The organism is Bradyrhizobium sp. CCBAU 51765 (assembly GCF_015291725.1).
Taxonomy (GTDB): domain Bacteria; phylum Pseudomonadota; class Alphaproteobacteria; order Rhizobiales; family Xanthobacteraceae; genus Bradyrhizobium; species Bradyrhizobium liaoningense.
In genome coordinates, this window is the sequence record NZ_CP030038.1 from 309,626 (window position 1) to 327,241 (window position 17,616).

General features: G+C 64.7%; 17 protein-coding genes. 9 read left to right on the plus strand and 8 right to left on the minus strand.

What is annotated here, in order from left to right; genetic code table 11:
- Positions 1–27 precede the first annotated feature (27 nt).
- The 5 genes from typA to XH96_RS01475 all read right to left on the minus strand — a co-directional run bounded on the left by typA (position 28) and on the right by XH96_RS01475 (position 5,544).
- Entirely contained in the window at positions 28–1,854 is a 1,827-nt protein-coding gene (gene typA, locus XH96_RS01455; protein ID WP_194390741.1) for a translational GTPase TypA, read from the minus strand.
- 256 nt (positions 1,855–2,110) lie between these two features.
- A complete protein-coding gene (locus tag XH96_RS01460) occupies positions 2,111–2,383 on the minus strand; it encodes a hypothetical protein (RefSeq protein ID WP_194390742.1) in 273 nt (90 codons plus the stop codon).
- Positions 2,380–3,810 (minus strand): radical SAM protein, encoded by a 1,431-nt coding sequence (locus XH96_RS01465; protein ID WP_194390743.1) that lies wholly within the window; start codon positions 3,808–3,810, stop codon positions 2,380–2,382. The genes XH96_RS01460 and XH96_RS01465 overlap by 4 nt, the downstream gene beginning before the upstream one ends.
- Positions 3,791–4,507, minus strand: a complete 717-nt coding sequence (locus tag XH96_RS01470) for a prolipoprotein diacylglyceryl transferase family protein (protein WP_194393990.1) — start codon at positions 4,505–4,507, stop codon at positions 3,791–3,793. The genes XH96_RS01465 and XH96_RS01470 overlap by 20 nt, the downstream gene beginning before the upstream one ends.
- 272 nt (positions 4,508–4,779) lie before the next feature.
- A complete protein-coding gene (locus tag XH96_RS01475) occupies positions 4,780–5,544 on the minus strand; it encodes a Crp/Fnr family transcriptional regulator (RefSeq protein WP_061880119.1) in 765 nt (254 codons plus the stop codon).
- A gap of 179 nt (positions 5,545–5,723) precedes the next feature.
- Here XH96_RS01475 and XH96_RS01480 point away from each other — a divergent pair, with 179 nt between their 5' ends.
- Positions 5,724–6,107: a response regulator gene (locus tag XH96_RS01480; protein WP_246789907.1), complete on the plus strand. Its 384-nt coding sequence runs from the start codon at positions 5,724–5,726 to the stop codon at positions 6,105–6,107.
- 3 nt (positions 6,108–6,110) lie between these two features.
- On the opposite strand, the gene XH96_RS01485 is transcribed toward XH96_RS01480, so the two are convergent.
- Both XH96_RS01485 and XH96_RS01490 read right to left on the minus strand, forming a co-directional pair.
- Positions 6,111–7,652: an alkaline phosphatase gene (locus XH96_RS01485; RefSeq protein ID WP_194390745.1), complete on the minus strand. Its 1,542-nt coding sequence runs from the start codon at positions 7,650–7,652 to the stop codon at positions 6,111–6,113.
- A gap of 211 nt (positions 7,653–7,863) precedes the next feature.
- Entirely contained in the window at positions 7,864–9,309 is a 1,446-nt protein-coding gene (locus XH96_RS01490) for a TAXI family TRAP transporter solute-binding subunit (protein ID WP_194390746.1), read from the minus strand.
- A gap of 155 nt (positions 9,310–9,464) precedes the next feature.
- Here XH96_RS01490 and XH96_RS01495 point away from each other — a divergent pair, with 155 nt between their 5' ends.
- Both XH96_RS01495 and XH96_RS01500 read left to right on the plus strand, forming a co-directional pair.
- A complete protein-coding gene (locus XH96_RS01495; protein ID WP_194390747.1) occupies positions 9,465–9,755 on the plus strand; it encodes a 4a-hydroxytetrahydrobiopterin dehydratase in 291 nt (96 codons plus the stop codon).
- 100 nt (positions 9,756–9,855) lie between these two features.
- Positions 9,856–10,239, plus strand: coding sequence for a YkvA family protein (locus tag XH96_RS01500; RefSeq protein WP_194390748.1), 384 nt, complete (start codon positions 9,856–9,858; stop codon positions 10,237–10,239).
- Positions 10,240–10,419: 180 nt separating this feature from the next.
- Here the strand turns inward: XH96_RS01500 and XH96_RS01505 are convergent, their stop codons facing one another.
- Positions 10,420–11,394: an NADPH:quinone oxidoreductase family protein gene (locus XH96_RS01505; RefSeq protein ID WP_194390749.1), complete on the minus strand. Its 975-nt coding sequence runs from the start codon at positions 11,392–11,394 to the stop codon at positions 10,420–10,422.
- A 220-nt stretch (positions 11,395–11,614) separates the two neighbouring features.
- Between XH96_RS01505 and XH96_RS01510 the strand changes: the two genes are divergently transcribed.
- The 6 genes from XH96_RS01510 (at position 11,615) to argG (ending at position 17,556) form a co-directional block, all read left to right on the plus strand.
- A complete protein-coding gene (locus XH96_RS01510; protein ID WP_194390750.1) occupies positions 11,615–12,454 on the plus strand; it encodes an SDR family oxidoreductase in 840 nt (279 codons plus the stop codon).
- Between the two features lie 117 nt (positions 12,455–12,571).
- Positions 12,572–13,249, plus strand: coding sequence for an invasion associated locus B family protein (locus tag XH96_RS01515; protein WP_194390751.1), 678 nt, complete (start codon positions 12,572–12,574; stop codon positions 13,247–13,249).
- Positions 13,250–13,442: 193 nt separating this feature from the next.
- The gene (gene rlmN, locus XH96_RS01520; protein WP_194390752.1) at positions 13,443–14,645 is read left to right on the plus strand and encodes a 23S rRNA (adenine(2503)-C(2))-methyltransferase RlmN; all 1,203 of its coding nucleotides are present in this window, start codon (positions 13,443–13,445) and stop codon (positions 14,643–14,645) included.
- Between the two features lie 132 nt (positions 14,646–14,777).
- The gene (locus tag XH96_RS01525) at positions 14,778–15,272 is read left to right on the plus strand and encodes a hypothetical protein (RefSeq protein WP_194393991.1); all 495 of its coding nucleotides are present in this window, start codon (positions 14,778–14,780) and stop codon (positions 15,270–15,272) included.
- A gap of 77 nt (positions 15,273–15,349) precedes the next feature.
- On the plus strand, positions 15,350–16,126 hold the full coding sequence (locus XH96_RS01530) for a phosphatase PAP2 family protein (protein WP_194390753.1): 777 nt from the start codon (positions 15,350–15,352) through the stop codon (positions 16,124–16,126).
- Positions 16,127–16,218: 92 nt separating this feature from the next.
- Entirely contained in the window at positions 16,219–17,556 is a 1,338-nt protein-coding gene (argG, locus tag XH96_RS01535; RefSeq protein ID WP_194390754.1) for an argininosuccinate synthase, read from the plus strand.
- Positions 17,557–17,616 lie beyond the last annotated feature (60 nt).

Here is a 17,616-nt window from a genome sequence, read left to right on the forward strand (position 1 = left end):
CGTCCGGGGCACGAGAGAACGGCGGCCTTACGCCACCGCTTCCTTGGCCTTTTCCGCGCGCTTGCGCTCGTTGGGGTCGAGGTGCTTCTTGCGCAGGCGAATCGACTTCGGGGTCACCTCGACGAGCTCATCGTCCTCGATATAGGCGAGCGCCTTTTCCAGGGTCATACGGATCGGCGGGGTCAGGCGCACCGCTTCGTCCTTCGAGGTCGTGCGGATGTTGGTGAGCTGCTTGCCCTTGAGCACGTTGATCTCGAGATCGTTGTCGCGGGTGTGCTCGCCGACGATCATGCCCTTGTAGACCTTCCAGCCCGGCTCGATCATCATCGGGCCGCGGTCTTCCAGCTTGAACATGGCGTAAGCCACCGCCTCGCCCTGGTCGTTGGAGATCAGGACGCCGTTGCGGCGGCCCTGGATCTCGCCCTTGTAGGGGGCGTAACCGTGGAACAGGCGGTTCATGATCGCGGTGCCGCGGGTGTCGGTGAGCAGCTCGCCCTGGTAGCCGATCAGGCCGCGGGTCGGCGCGTAGAACACCAGACGCAGGCGGTTGCCGCCGGACGGCTTCATCTCGATCAGCTCGGCCTTGCGCTCGCTCATCTTCTGCACGACGACGCCGGAATGCTCCTCGTCGACGTCGATCACGACCTCCTCGATCGGCTCCATGGTCGCGCCGGTGGCCTCGTCCTTCTGGAACACCACGCGCGGGCGCGACACCGAGAGCTCGAAACCTTCGCGGCGCATGGTCTCGATCAGGATCGCGAGCTGCAATTCGCCGCGGCCCGAGACTTCCATCGCGTCCTTGTCGGCAGCTTCGACCACACGCAGCGCGACGTTGCCCTCGGCTTCGCGCAACAGACGGTCGCGGATCATGCGGCTCGTCACCTTGTCGCCTTCGGTGCCGGCGAGCGGGGAGTTGTTGACGATGAACGACATCGACACGGTCGGCGGATCGATCGGCTGCGCCGGCAACGGCATGTCGACGGTCGGGTCGCAGAAAGTGTCGGCGACGGTGCCCTTGGTCAGGCCCGCAATGGCGACGATGTCGCCGGCTTCGGCTTCATCGAGCGGCGTGCGCTCGAGGCCACGAAACGCCAGGATCTTGGTGATGCGTCCGGATTCGACCAGCTTGCCGTCGGCGTTCAGCACCTTGACCTGCTGGTTCGGCTTCAGCGTGCCGGAAGAGATGCGGCCGGTGATGATGCGGCCGAGATAGGGGTTGGCTTCGAGGATGGTGCCGATCATCCGGAACGGACCCTCTTCCACCTTCGGCGGCGCGACGTGGCGCAGGATCAGGTCGAACAGCGGCTCCATGCCCTTGTCCTTCGGACCCTCCGGGCTGTCGGCCATCCAGCCCTGCTTGGCCGATCCGTAGAGGATCGGGAAGTCGAGCTGCTCCTCGCTGGCGTCGAGCGCCGCGAACAGATCGAACACCTCGTTGATGACTTCGGTCGGGCGCGCGTCGGGGCGGTCGACCTTGTTGATGACGACGATCGGCTTCAGGCCGACCTTGAGCGCCTTGGAGACCACGAACTTGGTCTGCGGCAGCGGGCCTTCGGCGGCGTCGACCAGCACCAGGGCGCCGTCCACCATGTTGAGGATGCGCTCGACCTCGCCGCCGAAATCGGCGTGGCCGGGGGTATCGACGATGTTGATACGGGTGTCCTTCCACTGCACCGAGGCCGCCTTGGCCAGAATGGTGATGCCGCGCTCGCGCTCCAGGTCGTTGGAGTCCATGGCGCGATCGGTCACCTTCTGGTTCTCGCGGAACGTGCCGGACTGCTGGAGGAGCTTGTCGACGAGGGTTGTCTTGCCGTGGTCGACGTGGGCGATGATGGCGACGTTACGAAGATTCATGAGTGAGCTTCTTTGCGGTCGAACAATGGGTTAAGCGCGATCTCGCCGGTCGGACCGGGACCTCTTCTCGAAACAACGCTGGAAGACTGGAAACGGGGCGCTTTCCGCCCAAAAAGGAAGCCCGGCCATATCAGCCAGGCGCCCTGCGCGTTGCGGCGCAATATATGCAAAAACGGCCAAAAAACAATGTGTTCTTTGGCCGTTGGTTGACTGAATTTTGTCCGGGAATCTCCGGGGCTTAGCGGAAAGACGGGGCCTAACCGCGCCGTCCCTTGATGGCCGCCCAGATCAGGGCGACCCCGCCGATGCCCACGAGCAGGCCCAGGAACACCAAAGGCGCGATGTCGGAGGCGATCCTGCCGTCCTCGAACACCGACACTCCGCCGAACAGCAGCGCACAGACACCCGGCAGCAGCAGGATGATCCCGAAGATCGCCATGAGCGCGGTCAGGCAGCCGCTGCGTTTTTGCGTCGGTGGAGGCGGCGGCGGAACGGGAGGTGCGGGCGGCGGTGTGTCGCTGATGCTCATGCCTGCAAGGCTCCTTCGGTCGCCTGAGCGGCCAACCCGGCGCGGATGCCGTCGATCTGTCCGTTCCGATAGAACAAGTTGTAGGTGTCGAACGGAATGATCGCGCCCTGCTCCGTCACGAAATGGATACAGCTGCGCTTGACGTTGCCGACGCAGAAATTGAAGCGATCGAGGAATTGCACGATGGTGACGCGGAAGACGTTTTCGTAAGTGAGGCCCTGTGGCACCTCGAAGCTCGGCAGGCAGCACAAGAGTTCGCAGACGCGCTCGGAAGTGTTGAGCGGGCCCGACGACAGCGAGAACAGATCGACGAATTTCTCCCGCAGGATCGGATATTTTTCCGGGCTGATGGTGTTGGGCATCACCGCAACCAGCTGCTCCTGCGGGATCAGTGAGGTCAGCGGCAGCACCTTCTCGCCGTTGCGCAGGCCGTAGCCGATCGAGATGCTTTCAGGGTTGCAGGGCAGCGGGATCATGTCCGTGTCGCCGAACACGCCGGTCTCGATCACGCGCTTGCGAATCTCCGACAGCATGATGCGGTCGGTGGTCTTGTCGAAATTCTCGTTGCGCCCGGCATCCTGCACCGGCTGCAGCGTGACGCCGCGCACGCACTTCCAGGTCAGGGCATGGCGAACGATGTCGCCGATCTCGGCGTCGTTGACGCCGCGCTTGATAGTCGCGACCAGCGTGGTCGACACGCCATAATGCTCGAGATTTTCCAGCGCCTGCTGGCGGATTTTTCGCAAATCCGCGCCGCGCAGATCGATCAGCGCATCGCGCTGAAGCGAATCGAACTGGAGATAGACCTCCAGCCCGCGCTTGTTCTCGGCGAGCCGCGCCACAAAATCCTTCTCGCGGGCGATGCGCAGGCCGTTGGTGTTGATCATGACGTGGCGGATCGGGCGGGCGCGCACCGCGTCCAGGATCTCGAAGAAATCCGGATGCAATGTCGGCTCGCCACCGGATATCTGCACCAGATCGGGCTCGCCTTCGCTCGCCACCAGCGCGTCGAGCATCCTCTCGACCGTCGCGAGCGGGGTGAATTTCGTTCGTGCCGGCGAGGATTCGGCAAAGCAGACCGGGCAGGTGAGGCTGCAGTGCTCGGTGATCTCGATCAGCGCCAGGCAGGAATGCTGCTCGTGGTCGGGACAGAGGCCGCAATCATAGGGACAGCCGAATTCCGTGCGGTGCTGGAATTGCAGCGGCCGGTCGCCCGGCTTGATGAAATCCTTGCACAGGCGCCAATAGGCCGCATCCGTCGACACCAGCGTCGACTGCACGCCATGCTCCCCGCAGCGCTTTTCGTACCAGACCTCGTTGTCCTGGATCTGGATCTTGGTCGGCACCAGCTTCAGGCAGGTCTCGCAGAGGGATTGGGTCTGGCCCCAAAAGATGTAGGGACGCGACTTACGCAGCGGCGCGTTCATGCAGGGATCTCGCTTTGGCCGCCGTCGCCAGCATGAAGGCGGCATAGAGCAGGATGGACAGCGACAGCAGGTGAAACAGCGTGAACGGACCGATCAGCGTGCCGTAGGGCTTGAGAAATTCCCATAGGAAGCGCTGCGCTCCATAATAGGCGAGAACCAGGTAGAAACCATTGGTGATCGTGAAGGCGTTTCGGTTCAAGACCGCCAGCACATAGACAATCGCGAATACGGCCATGGCTGCGCTCTCGTAGAGCTGGACGGGATGGCGAAGGACGCCGTCGCCGAAATCATGGCCGAAAGGCAGCGCCGTCGGCGTGCCGTAGGTGAAGTCGTCGAGGCCCGCGAAGTAGCATCCGAGGCGGCCGATCGCGATGCCGAGCGCCAGCGGCAGCGCAAACCGGGCGCCGGTTCGCACCGCGATTCCTGCGGACCATTTGTAGAGCTCGATCGCCACGATGCCGCCGGCCAGCGCGCCCTCCACCGAGCGCGCGATGCCGTTCTGCCCGGACAGCCACAGATTGGCCGACCCGAACAGATAGGCGCCAAGGCCGGCGCCGAACACCAGCGCGGCGATATAGGGCAGCTCGAAGGATTGCGCCGGAAACTGCAGGCCCTGTCGCGCCAGCCAGTAGACGGCCGCCGCGGCCGCCAGCCACGCCGCGATATCGAACAGAGTGTGAAGGAAAGCCCCGCCCATGTGGGGGCAGTATAGCACGGTTACGTTCACACAGCGCGATGCGCATGACTGCGCCCTCTCCCCTTGTGGGAGAGGGCATCACCGCTCGCAGACACAGGCTCATCGGGGTGAGGGGTATCTCTCCGCATACTCCTTTGCGAATGTGCGCGCGGATAGAGACCCCTCACCGGCGCCATAGCCGAAGCTCCGCTTCGGCGTTTCCCAGGAACGGCGGCCGGAGGCCGCCTATGCCACCTTCTCCCACAAGGGGAGAAGGAAGAAAGCAAGTGGAGCTACCCCGCCTCCCGCTCCTCGGTCGGGTAGACCCCGCGCAGCACCTCCTCGAAATGCATCTTCACGGCATCGTTGCACAGGCAGGCGCGAAGCTTCAGGCCATCGCGATTGCGAACCAGGATCGAGCCGCGCCGTGTGTCGAGAATCCGTTCCGCCTTGAACGACTGGAGCACGCGGCTGGCATAGCTGCGCCCGACCCCGAGCAGCGTCGCGAGTTGTTCGTGAGTCAGCGGCACACTGGTCTCGTCGCCGGTCCGCTCCATCGCCGCCAGGATCCATTTGGCGGTGCGCTGCTCTATCGAGTGGATCGCGTTGCAGGCGGTCGACTGGAAGATCTGGGCCAGCAAGCAATCGGCATAGCGGGCGAAGATGTTGCGCAGCGACGCCGAGCGCAGCTTGGCCGCTTCCAGCTTGGCAACGTGAATGCGCGCAAACGGCCCGCCGAACTTCACGCAGATCCGGGTATAGGCCGGCAGGAATCCCTCGCTGACGATGCCGCCCACCGCGCCTTCGCGGCCGACCAGAATGGTTTCGACGTCGCGGCCGTCCTCATTGGGGACGAGGAAGGTCGCGAGCGACGGCCCGCAGGGGAAGTGGACGACCTGCACGTCATCGCCAGGATTGTAGAGCAATTGGCCGGCTGCGGAGTCTTCGAAAGTCACGTGCGGTGCAAGGAGGGCGTAGTCGGCCTGGCTCAAACGCCGCAGCAGATTGTTGGCCGGCCGGCTTTCGACCTCGGTGACCTTGCCGATACGCGCATCCATCGTGAAACTCCCGTCCTTCCTCCCACCTTAGCGAGTTCCGCGCCTCGCCTGTGTGCACAAGTGGACAGACTGAACAACGATGATGTGGTGAGTTTCGTTCCGGGAACCCTTCGATGCGCTACGCGCAGGCATCGTGTCGCGGCAGTCCTGATCCTACAACCCCAACGCAAGATGCGATCATGGCACCCGCACTTTCCAACGGCTCAGGCTGGCCGGCCGATGTTCTGATCGTCGAGGACGATCCGATCATCGCGATCGATTTCGAGGACCGTCTGCTCGGATTTGGTGTGACCGGCGTGCGGACCGTCGGCTCGGTGACGCAGGCGCTGAACGCCATTGCGAAGCGTACGCCCGACTTCGCGCTGCTCGATGTCGAGCTGATCCGCGAGACCAGCTTTGCGGTCGCCGAGCGGTTGACCGCGCTGGAGGTTCCGTTCGTTTTCGTCACCGGCTATGGCGCCGAGGCGCGCATTCCGCCCGAATTGGCGGGCCGGCCGCGGTTGCAGAAACCGTGTTCGAGCGATGCGCTGGAAGCGGCGCTCAAGCTACGCGCCGCCAATTAGCGGTCAGCTTTGCTTCGGGTCGAGCGTGGTCGACCACAGCGCCACGTCGGCGCGGTCGCGCAGGGTCACCGTCATTTGACCCGAGGCGCCGTCGATCTTGACGTGACCGAAGAACTGCATGCCCGCTGACGGCGGCAGGTTCTGGCTGTCCTTGCCCGGAGCCTTGACGAAGCGGACCTCGGGGCCAAAGGTGTTGTCGAGCGCGTTCGGACCGAACGTGCCCGCGTGCAGCGGACCCGACACGAATTCCCAGAACGGCTCGAACTCCTGGAACTGCGCCTTGTTCGGATCGTAATAATGCGCGGCGGCGTAGTGCACATCAGCGGTCAGCCACACCGTGTTGGTGATCGGCGCCATCTTGATAAAGCGGAGGATGTCGGCGATCTCGAACTCGCGACCACGCACCGGACCGTCGCCCTGTGCAATGGCTTCCGAGCCACCCTTCGGCGTGTCCGAGACAATCAGGCTGATCGGCATGTCTGACGCGATCACCTTCCATGTCGCGCGCGAATTTAGGAGGCCGCGCTTGAGCCAGGCGATCTGGTCCGGGCCGAGGAAATAGCTGGCGGGGCCGTAGGCGGTGTCGAGATTGGCGCCGTTCGGGCCGCGATAGCTGCGCTCGTCGAGCACGAACACGTCGAGATGCGGGCCGTAGGCGATCTGGCGATAGACCCGGCCGGGCTCCACGATGCTTTCCCGCATCGGGTACATCTCGTGGAAGGCGCGCCCTGCGCGGGCCGCGAGCAGCGAGATGTCCCGCACCTTGTAGGCGGCCGGCAGCTCCTTCGACAGCGACCAGTTGTTGGTCACCTCGTGGTCGTCCCACTGCACGAAGATCGGCACTTCTGCATTGAAGGCTCGAAGGTTCGCGTCGGTGAGATTGTACTTGTGCGCGGCGCGGTACTCGTCCAGCGTCTCCGCTACCTTGGCCTTCTCCGGGATCGTGACGTTCTTCCAGATCTTGCCGTCGGCAAGCTTCACTTCGGATTGGATAGGACCGTCGGCATAGATCGTGTCGCCGGAATGCAGGAAGAAATCCGGCCGGTGCTTGCGCATCGCCGAAAAGGTGAACATGCCACCGTCGTCAGGGTTGATGCCCCAGCCTTGGCCTGCGACGTCGCCGCCCCAGACGAAGCTGACGTCGCGGCGGTCGGCCGGCGCGGTGCGGAAGCGGCCGACCACCGGCTCGCCCTCGACCGCGCTGTGCGCGAGATCGCGGAAGCGAACGCGGTAAAAGATGTCCTGGCCGCCCGGCAGATTCTCCAGCAGCATTTTTGCTGTGAAGTCGCTCTCGGGCAGCGCCGCGATCGGCGGCAGCGCGCGGGCGTCCCTGAACGTATCAGTCGTCGCCACCTCGACCAGCATCTGTGCCGGCCGGTCGGTACGCGCCCACACCACACCGCCATCGACGGTGACGTCGCCAGACTGCACGCCATGAGTGACCGCCGGCCGATCGGCCGCACGCGAGAGATAGGGCATTGCGATCGTGCCGAGCGCACCGGCGCTGGTGGCGAGGAAGCGGCGGCGGGAGAATGTGATGTTCATGAAGATGGCTCCGAAGTCGAGCTTGCAGCAAGGCACGTCATTCCGGGGCGCGCAGTCAGGCGCGAACTATCGTGCGCAATTGCGCACCCGAGAATCCATTTCTCCTCGCGAATGCAGCTCGATGGATTCCGGGTTCGCGCGTTGTGCGCCCCGGAATGACAGTGGGAGCTATATTGAGACAATGTGACGCAGCTATTACGCCGGCAAGCGCCTACGCGTTGCCGGCGGCCCTGAACTGCGCGCCGGCGCGCTGCAGGTTCTGCGGCAGGCTCATCAGCAACGCCTTGCGGTCGGCGACCGCAGAGTGGAACTGGTCGAGTGCGATGTTGAAGGCGGTGAGTGCGCCTTCCTCGATCGCGCCGTGATCGTAGCAGCGCAGCGTATCGCGCAGGATGTCGTCAGCCTCGGTCTGCATCTGATCGAGCTCTTCGGCCGTCTCGCACTTGCGTGCAGCGGAGATCATGTCGAGCAGGCGTTCACGCTGATGATTGTTGCTGTCGCGCTCGTCCTTCTTCAGGTACCCGGCAAACCAGGCGCCGATCGAGCCCATGGCGGAAAGTGCCATCAGGCTCCACCAGATGTAGTCGCTGTATTTGTCGAGAAAGGTCTTTTCCTCGCCGTCGACGAAGGCGGCCGCACCTGGGTGCACCGGGATCACCGCATCCTTGTCGGTATCAGGCGTTTCGATCTTCGCCGCGAGCGGAAATTCCGTGACCAGTTGCTGGCGAACGGCGAAGAGCTGGCGCGTGAACGCCGCAATGGTGGTTTCGGCCACGCCTTTGCGCGCCACGATGTGGTGCGAAAAGCTGATGGTCTTCACCTCGTCCTCCGGGCGAGCAGGCGAGCCACCATAGGTGCCGGCGGGAATCTCGGACGCTTCGTAGACTGGATGGTTTTGCGCGATCGCATCCGCCGAATCGATCGCGAGGAAGGTGGGCGCCCCGAAATCCTTGGTGGAGGCGGCGATCGCATCCGACGTGATTTTGCTGTTGACGGGGCCGGCCGCGAGATAGACGTCGGCCTTCTGCGCCTTGATCGCCTCGGCGGCTTCGTTCGCCGGGAATTGCACGATCTCGACCTTGGCGGGATCGATGCCGTACTGCTGGAGAATCACCTTAAGCAGATTGACGTTGGCCTGGGTGCGGCCGACCACGCCGACGCGATGGCCGGCGAGCTGTGCGATCTTGGTGATCTTCGGGCCCCGTTTCTTGCCTTTGGCCGGCACGGACCACAGCACCACGACGTTCTTGCGCAGGGTCGCGACCGCTTGCGCGTTCTTGGGCACATCGACGTCGCCGCGCACGATGGCGAGATCGACCTTGCCTTCCGCGAGCGCGTCGGCGCTGGCCGTGGCGCCGTCGGTCTGGAACGGCCGCAGCCTTACCTGACCCTTGGTCTGGGTGAAGGCCTGCGTCAGCGCCTGCACCACCTTGATGTCATCGCTGTTGGCAGGGCCGACCGCGATCTTGAGCGTCACCGGACGCATGGCGAAGTAATAGCCGCCGACGAGCGCGCCCACGATCGCAAGCACGAGTGCCAGAGACACAAGCGCCGTCTTCCGCGCCGCCGATCGCGGCGAAGGCGGAGGGGGCGCTTCGGCCAGGTCCAATCCCCCGGTCATCGATCTCCCAAACAGGCGCTTCAGGCTCAGTTTCATCTTGGCCGGCGATTTACCGTTGCAATTGTAGCAAATTTCCTTGTCCGGCGGGGTTACATCTCCGTCATGGTTAGCGGACCCGGGAAATCCCGTATGAACCCGGGCGGCGGCGCGGTGTTAGAGTAAAGTTCCCCCCAAAGGGCAAGGAGACGATCATGGCAGAACGGCTCTCGGCGGAGGAGCGCAGGCAGGCGCTGGGCGGACTACCAGGCTGGAGTGAGGTCCAAGGCCGCGACGCCATCGGGAAGATCTTCGTCTTCAGGGATTTCAACGAGGCGTTCGGCTTCATGACCCGCGCCGCGCTGGTGGCCGAGAAGATGGATCACCACCCCGAATGGCGCAACGTCTACAAGACGGTGGAGGTGGTGCTGTCGACCCACGACGCCGGCGGCCTCACCACGCGCGACATCGCGCTGGCCAAGGCGATGAACGCGATCGCAGGCTGACACCGGGCTGACATCTTGCAGGGATCGGCCGCATCCCCATCTTGTGATCAGCCGGGACGGGACGACCCGCCGCCTCCGGCAGAACGGGGAGTTCTTGAGCATGGCTGCCGAGCACAGCGTCGGCTTCGAGCCGGCCGATCGGCTCGCGGAAGATCGCGAGAGCGTGCGCCGCCGCTTCTGGCGCAAGCTGAAGCGTGTCGCCGCGCACCTGCCGTTCGCGGAAGACCTGCTTGCCGCCTATTACTGCGCGTTCGACCGGCAGACGCCACGCCACGTCCAGGCCTCGCTGCTCGGGGCGATCGCCTACTTCATCCTGCCGTTCGACTTCGTCACGGACGTGATGCCGATGCTCGGCTTCGCCGATGACGCTGCCGTGCTCGCCACTGCCATCCGCATGGTCGCCAGCCACATCACGAACGAGCATCGCGAGGCCGCCCGCGCCGCGCTGAAGCGCGGGGTTGAGGAGGCGGAAGAAGCGGCGTAGCAGACGCGGCCCCAGTCACACCCACCGCTGTCATTCCCCGCGAAAGCGGGGAATCCAGTACGCCGCGGCCTCTCGATTCAATCACGCCGTCACGGAGTACTGGATCGCCCGCCTTCGCGGGCGATGACAGTGAGTGTGTGGCGTGCAGGTCGCGACAAACGCGCTTCCGCCACAACATCCTCACGGATGCAGAATCACCTTCCCCATCGCCTGACGTCCCGCCAGCACCTTCAATGCGTCCGCCGTCTGCGCCAGCGGGAAAGTGCGGTCGACATGCGATGAAATCTTTCCTTCCGCTGTCCACTTCACGAGCTTTTCCAGATTGGCGCGGTTCTTGGCCGGGTTGAGCCGGGTCCATGCGCCCCAGAACACGCCGCGGATGTCGCAGCCCTTCAGCAAGGCGAGGTTCAGCGGCATCTTCGGAATGTCGCCGGCGGCAAAGCCGATGACGAGGAAGCGGCCCTCCCAGGCGATCGAGCGCAGCGCCTGCTCGGCGTAAGCGCCGCCAACGGGATCGAAGATGATGTCGACGCCCTTGCCGCCGGTGAGCTTGCGCAGCCCTTCCTTCAGATCTTCCTTGCCGTAGTTCAACGTCAGCTCGGCGCCATGCGCCTTCGCGAATTCCAGCTTCTCGTCCGATGAGGCGCAGGCGATCACCTTCAGGCCCATCAGCTTGCCGAGCTCGCAGGCGGCGAGGCCGGTGCCGCCGGCCGCGCCAAGCACCGCGAGCGTCTCGCCGGGCTTCGGGCTCGCGCGATCCTCCAGCGCATGCAGCGCGGTGCCGTAGATGATGATGATGCCGGCCGCGCGGTCGTAGTCGAGATTGTCGGCGATCTTCACGATCGATGCCGCCGGCAGCGCGATCTTCTCGCGCGCGCCGTTGTGGCCGCAGGATGCGACGACGCGGTCGCCGACCTTCAGATCGGTCACGCCGGGGCCGATGCTCTCGATCACGCCGGCAACTTCCGCAGCCGGCGAGAATGGGAACGGCGGCTTGATCTGGTACTTGCCCTGGATCATCAGGATGTCGAAGAAGTTCAGCGCCGCCGCCTTGATCGCAATCACGGCTTCGCCGGGACCGGCCACCGGGTCCGGCACCTCGGCCAGAACGAGATCGTCGGGCTGGCAATATTGCGAGCAGAGGATGGCTTTCATGGCGGCACCTGAGGCGTTTCGAGTGGAATTATAGTTTGGTCCGGTTTTGCCGGATTTAGCGCGACTGGACAATCCGGATTCTTTGTCTGAGGTCACGCGACGGCCTATCCTCCCGTCATTGCGAGCGCAGCGAAGCAATCCAGACTATTTCCGCGGCGCGGACTCTGGATTGCTTTGCTGCGCTCGCAATGACGAAATCCGCGGAGAAAGGATTCAAACGATGTTTGAAACGGGCCTGCTCAAGAACAAGCGCATCCTCGTCACCGGCGGCGGCTCGGGCCTTGGCGCCGCGATGGGCCGTCGCTTTCTCGCGCTCGGCGCCGATCTCGTGATCTGCGGCCGCAAGCGCGACCGGCTCGAGGCGACTGCGAGCGAGATGCGCGCGCAGATTGGCGGCAAGGTCACGACGATCGCCTGCGACATCCGCGATGGTGCCGCGGTCGACGACATGATGAACGCGATCTGGCGCGAGGCGCCGCTCGATATCCTCGTCAACAATGCCGCTGCGACCTTCATCGCCCAGAGCGAGCATCTCTCCTTCCGCGCCGCGGATGCGATCCTCGCGCCGACGCTGCATGGCGCGATGTATTGCACGCTCGCCGCCGGCAGGCGCTGGATCGCGGGCAAGCATGGCGGCGTCGTGCTGTCGATCCTCTCGACCTCCACCATCACCGGCCGCGCCTTCACGGTTCCGTCGGCGATGGCGAAGTCCGCCCTGCTGGCGATGACCAGGAGCCTTGCGGTGGAGTGGGGCCCGAAGGGCATCCGCACCGTCGCGATCGCGCCAGGCCCGTTTCCGACCGCCGGGGCGTCCGGACAGCTCCGCCCCGAGGGCCGCGATGAAGGCTGGGCCTCGCGCAATCCGCTCGGCCGCACGGGCGAGCATAGCGAGCTTGCCGATCTCGCCAGCTTCCTGGTCTCCGACCGCGCCGGCTACATCAATGGCGAAATGGTGGTGATCGACGGCGGCGCGCATCTGCGCAGTTCCGGCGCCGAGGATTTGCTCGGCTGGACCGAGGCGCAATGGGCCGAGCAGCGCGCTGCGCGATCCAGGGCCTAGCTGCAGCCGATACCGCTAACTGCCTTCCCAAATTGGACTTTCCCGGCTATCCCTGCCCGGGGACAAAGCGCAGTCGGGCCATCTTCCAGTCACAATATTGAGGGAACCACTCCGAGCATGTGGCGGGTGCTGATTTTAGCTTTGATGACTGGCGTCATGGCCGGGGGAATCGCCGATTCCGCGCGGGCGCAGACGGCGCAACCGGCGGCCAAGTCCGTTCCAAAAGAGTCTGCTCCAAAAGAAGCGACGCCGAAGCCGGCTGCGCCGCCGGCCCATACGACCTCAAAAGGAGCTTCGAAGCCCGAGAGCAAACCGGTGGCCTCGCCCGCGGGAGTTGCGGGTGGCGCCGAGCCGACCTTGATCGGGCAGTTCGGCACCTGGGGGGCCTATGCGGCCGCGCCCAATGGCAAGAAGGTCTGCTTCGCGCTGGCCAAGCCTTCATCTTCGAAGACCAATCCGCCGAACCGGCCGCGTGATCCCGCCTATGCGTTCGTCTCGACCCGGCCGGCGGAGAAGGTCAACAACGAAGTCTCGGTCATGATCGGCTACGCGCTGAAGCCGGGCTCGGAATCGACCGTCGAGGTCGGCGGCGCCTCCTTCGCGATGTACACGCAGGGAGACGGCCTCTGGATCAAGAACGCGGCCGAGGAGGAGCGGATGGTCGAAGCCATGCGCAAATCCGCCGACCTCGTGGTCAAGGGCGTCTCGGCCAAGGGCACGGAGACGACCGACACCTTCTCGCTGAAGGGCCTCGCCCAGGCGCTCGACAAGATCGCCCAGGACTGCAGGCGGTAAGGCTAGGCAACGGCCACGGTCGCAATCGGCAGTTCCGGTTGCTATATAAGGCCGGTTCCAGATTCTTCCGTCATTCCGGGGCAATGCGCAGCATTGAACCCGGAATCTCGAGGTTCCGGGTCTGGTCCTCAGGGTCGCTTCGCGATCCCTTCGGACCATCCCGGAACGACGACAACAAATTCCAGGCCCAACGATGCAACCGACGACCGAGCCGCACAACGCAACCCTGGTGGAGAAGACTGCGCTCGAAACCTATGTGCCGCCGGCAAAACCGTCGCTGATCGGCCTGTCGCGCACCGAGCTTGCCGATCGCCTCGGCGAGATCGGCGTCGCTCCGGCCCAGCGCAAGATGCGCGTGCAGCAGCTGTGGCACTGGCTCTATTTCCGGGGTGCCCAGAGTTTTGACGACATGACTTCGATCTCGAAGGGCATTCGCGCCGATCTCGCCCAACATTTCACGGTCGACCGGCCCGAAGTCGTGGCCGAGCAGATCTCCAACGACGGCACCCGCAAATGGCTGCTGCGGCTGCCGAGCGGCGATTCCGTTCAGAAGGCGCATGAGGTCGAGTGCGTCTACATCCCCGAGACCGACCGCGGCACGCTCTGCGTCTCCTCGCAGGTCGGCTGCACGCTGAACTGCGCCTTCTGCCACACCGGCACGCAGCGTCTGGTGCGCAATCTCACCGCCGGCGAGATCGTCGGACAGGTCATGGTCGCGCGCGATCGTCTGAACGACTGGGCCGATCGCGAGGACGGCACGCGCCGCGTCACCAACATCGTGATGATGGGCATGGGCGAGCCGCTCTACAATTTCGACGCCGTCCGCGATGCGCTCTTGATCGTCGGCGATAACGAAGGCATCGGCATCTCCCGCCGCCGCATCACGCTGTCCACCTCCGGCGTGGTGCCGAACATCGTGCGCGCCGGCGAGGAGATCGGCGTCATGCTCGCGATCTCGCTGCACGCGGTCCGCGACGAGTTGCGCAACGAGCTCGTGCCGCTCAACCGCAAATATCCGATCAAGGAGCTGCTGCAGGCCTGCCGCGACTATCCCGGCGCCTCGAACGCGCGCCGCATCACCTTCGAATATGTGATGCTCAAGGGCGTCAATGATTCGCTCGACGATGCCAAGCTGCTGGTGAAGATGCTCAAGGGCATTCACGCCAAGATCAACCTGATCCCGTTCAATCCCTGGCCCGGCACCGCCTATGAATGTTCGGACTGGGACCAGATCGAAAAATTCTCCGAATACATCTTCAACGCCGGCTATTCCTCGCCCGTGCGCACCCCGCGCGGTCGCGACATCCTCGCCGCCTGCGGCCAACTGAAGTCGGAGACCGAAAAGCTCAGCGCGCGCGAACGTCAGGCGCTGCGCGCCATGGCGATGACGGATTGAGCTGTTCATGTTTTGGCTCTCGCCACCGCGTCATTGCGAGCGAAGCGAAGCAATCCAGAATGTCACCTCGGAAGCAGTCTGGATTGCTTCGTCGCAAGAGCTCCTCGCAATGACGGGTGAGTGTCGCTTCGCATGTCCCTGATCGGCCGCCTCATCGTCATCTTCATCGGCTTCCTCGCCGCCTGCTTCGTCGGCGGCATGATTATCGTCGTCGCGCTGCTGTTTCCGGAGTTCGCCGATCTCGGCGCCGGTCCGGTCGATCAGGGCACGATCGACATCCTGCTCGGCTTCGGCTTCATCTTCGTCTCGGGCTTTGCCCTGGTGCCGGCAGCGGTGATCGTCGCGATCACCGAAGCGCTCTACATCCGCAGCGCGCTCGCCTACGCCGTCGGCGGCGGCGTCGTGGGGCTCGCCTGCTATCTCGGTCTCGTTCCCTTCCACGCTGAAACCTTCCAGTTCGAGGGCATCGTGCGCCGTCACCTCGAGATCATGACCGGCGCCGGCATCGTCGCCGGCGTGGTCTACTGGCTGATCGCCGGCCGCAATGCCGGCGCCTGGCGCAATCCGCCGCCCGCGCGCAAGCCGCCTCCGCCGTTGCCGTCGAACTCACGGCCGGATGCGCGGTAAGTCTCTTACCCTCCAGGGGAGGATGGGCACCGCCGTTGGGGTTTTCATCTCCGCCTCACTCCGCTAAACCGCGCGCCATGAACCGGACTGGACTCTTCATCGCCCTGGCGCTGTGGCTCGTGATCGGCGTCGTCTTCGGCCTCTATCCCGAGCTCGATCTCAAGCTCGCAGCGCTGTTCTTCGATCCCGAGACCAGGACGTTTCCGCTCAAGCTGAACGGCTGGGCCAGTTTCGCACGTGACGCCGCGATGTGGGTCGCCTGGGCATTCGTGCTGCCATCGCTGGTCGCACTCGTGGTCAAGATGATCCGGCCGGACCGGCCGCTGATGGTGTCGGGCCGCGCGATGGTGTTCTTGCTGGTCACGATCATCCTGTCGGCCGGCATCCTCACCAACCTCACCTTCAAGACCTATTGGGGCCGGCCACGCCCGGTGGTGGTGACGGAGTTTGCCGGCGACCAGCAATTCGTGCCGTGGTGGGATCCGCGCGGCGGCTGCGCGCGCAACTGCTCGTTCTTCTCGGGAGAGGGTGCGACCGCGTTCTGGACGCTCGCGCCGGCCGCGCTGGCGCCGCCGCCGTGGCGCCCGCTCGCCTATGCCGCCGCCGTGGTGTTCGGCGCCTTGACCAGCGGGCTGCGCATGGCCTTCGGGGGCCACTTCTTCACCGACGTTTCCATCGCCGGCCTCGTCACCTTCGTCGTGATCTGGTTCGCCTACGCGCTGATTTACCGCTGGCCGCGGACGCGGTTCTCGGACGAGGCGGTCGATGCCGCCCTGACCCGGCTGAGCATGCCCGGCTACCGGCTCCGCCAGCGCCTGTTCGGCCGCAAGACCGGTCCCGAGCCGTCGGTTTAGGCCATTAAAGGGGTGCCGAGCCCTGCGAAATTTGATATTCGCGCGGTCAAGTTCGCACCTTCATCAGCCCTTGAGACCCGATTGGAAGCCCCATGACCACGATCCTGAAAAGCCTGCCCAAGGGCGAGAAAGTCGGCATCGCGTTTTCGGGCGGCCTCGACACCAGCGCGGCGCTGCTCTGGATGAAGCAGAAGGGCGCGCGCTGCTACGCCTACACCGCCAATCTCGGCCAGCCGGACGAGGCCGACTACAACGAGATCCCGCGCAAGGCGATGGAGTTCGGCGCCGAGAAGGCGCGCCTGGTCGATTGCCGCACGCAGCTGGTGCACGAAGGCATCGCCGCGATCCAGTCCGGCGCCTTCCACATCTCGACCGGCGGCATCACCTATTTCAACACCACGCCGCTGGGCCGCGCGGTGACCGGCACCATGCTGGTCGCGGCGATGAAGGAGGACGGCGTCAATATCTGGGGCGACGGCTCGACCTTCAAGGGCAACGACATCGAGCGCTTCTACCGCTACGGCCTGCTCACCAATCCCGGCCTGAAGATCTACAAGCCCTGGCTCGACCAGCAGTTCATCGACGAGCTCGGCGGCCGCGCCGAGATGTCGGCGTTCATGACCGCGCAGGGCTTTGCCTACAAGATGAGCGCCGAGAAGGCGTATTCGACCGACAGCAATCTGCTCGGCGCCACCCACGAGGCCAAGGATCTCGAGAGCCTCGACAGCGGCGTCAAGATCGTCAACCCGATCATGGGCGTGCCGTTCTGGCGCGACGACTGCGCCGTCAAGGCCGAGAAGGTCGTGGTGCGTTTCGAGGAAGGCCAGCCCACGGCGCTGAACGGCCAGACCTTCTCCGATCCCGTCGCGCTGTTCCTCGAAGCCAACGCCATCGGCGGCCGCCACGGCCTCGGCATGAGCGACCAGATCGAAAACCGCATCATCGAGGCCAAGAGCCGCGGCATCTACGAGGCGCCGGGCATGGCGCTGTTGCACATTGCCTACGAGCGCCTCGTCACCGGCATCCACAACGAGGACACCATCGAGCAGTACCGCATCAGCGGCATGCGCCTGGGGCGCCTGCTCTATGAGGGCCGCTGGTTCGACTCGCAGGCCCTGATGCTGCGCGAGACCGCGCAGCGCTGGGTGGCGCGCGCGGTCACCGGCGAGGTCACGCTCGAGCTGCGCCGCGGCAACGACTATTCGATCCTCAACACCGAGAGCCCCAACCTCACCTATGCGCCGGAGCGGCTCAGCATGGAAAAGGTGGAGGACGCCGCCTTCACGCCGGCCGACCGCATCGGGCAGCTCACCATGCGCAACCTCGACATCGCCGACACCCGCACCAAGCTGAAGCTCTACAGCGACACCGGCCTGCTCTCGGGCAGCGAAGGCTCGCAGATCTTCCGCCTGGAGAGCGACAAGGGCTGAGCCTCGTGTCGTAGCAGGGACATCGCATATGGTGCGTTGCGCGAGCTGAGCGCGCGCCTC

Excerpts from the sequence above, each read along its gene's own strand:
- typA (WP_194390741.1), bottom strand. The coding sequence starts at position 1,854 with ATGAATCTTCGTAACGTCGCCATCATCGCCCACGTCGACCACGGCAAG.
- XH96_RS01460 (WP_194390742.1), bottom strand. The coding sequence starts at position 2,383 with ATGAGCATCAGCGACACACCGCCGCCCGCACCTCCCGTTCCGCCGCCG.
- XH96_RS01465 (WP_194390743.1), bottom strand. The coding sequence starts at position 3,810 with ATGAACGCGCCGCTGCGTAAGTCGCGTCCCTACATCTTTTGGGGCCAG.
- XH96_RS01470 (WP_194393990.1), bottom strand. The coding sequence starts at position 4,507 with ATGGGCGGGGCTTTCCTTCACACTCTGTTCGATATCGCGGCGTGGCTG.
- XH96_RS01475 (WP_061880119.1), bottom strand. The coding sequence starts at position 5,544 with ATGGATGCGCGTATCGGCAAGGTCACCGAGGTCGAAAGCCGGCCGGCC.
- XH96_RS01480 (WP_246789907.1), top strand. The coding sequence starts at position 5,724 with ATGGCACCCGCACTTTCCAACGGCTCAGGCTGGCCGGCCGATGTTCTG.
- XH96_RS01485 (WP_194390745.1), bottom strand. The coding sequence starts at position 7,652 with ATGAACATCACATTCTCCCGCCGCCGCTTCCTCGCCACCAGCGCCGGT.
- XH96_RS01490 (WP_194390746.1), bottom strand. The coding sequence starts at position 9,309 with ATGAAACTGAGCCTGAAGCGCCTGTTTGGGAGATCGATGACCGGGGGA.
- XH96_RS01495 (WP_194390747.1), top strand. The coding sequence starts at position 9,465 with ATGGCAGAACGGCTCTCGGCGGAGGAGCGCAGGCAGGCGCTGGGCGGA.
- XH96_RS01500 (WP_194390748.1), top strand. The coding sequence starts at position 9,856 with ATGGCTGCCGAGCACAGCGTCGGCTTCGAGCCGGCCGATCGGCTCGCG.
- XH96_RS01505 (WP_194390749.1), bottom strand. The coding sequence starts at position 11,394 with ATGAAAGCCATCCTCTGCTCGCAATATTGCCAGCCCGACGATCTCGTT.
- XH96_RS01510 (WP_194390750.1), top strand. The coding sequence starts at position 11,615 with ATGTTTGAAACGGGCCTGCTCAAGAACAAGCGCATCCTCGTCACCGGC.
- XH96_RS01515 (WP_194390751.1), top strand. The coding sequence starts at position 12,572 with ATGTGGCGGGTGCTGATTTTAGCTTTGATGACTGGCGTCATGGCCGGG.
- rlmN (WP_194390752.1), top strand. The coding sequence starts at position 13,443 with ATGCAACCGACGACCGAGCCGCACAACGCAACCCTGGTGGAGAAGACT.
- XH96_RS01525 (WP_194393991.1), top strand. The coding sequence starts at position 14,778 with ATGTCCCTGATCGGCCGCCTCATCGTCATCTTCATCGGCTTCCTCGCC.
- XH96_RS01530 (WP_194390753.1), top strand. The coding sequence starts at position 15,350 with ATGAACCGGACTGGACTCTTCATCGCCCTGGCGCTGTGGCTCGTGATC.
- argG (WP_194390754.1), top strand. The coding sequence starts at position 16,219 with ATGACCACGATCCTGAAAAGCCTGCCCAAGGGCGAGAAAGTCGGCATC.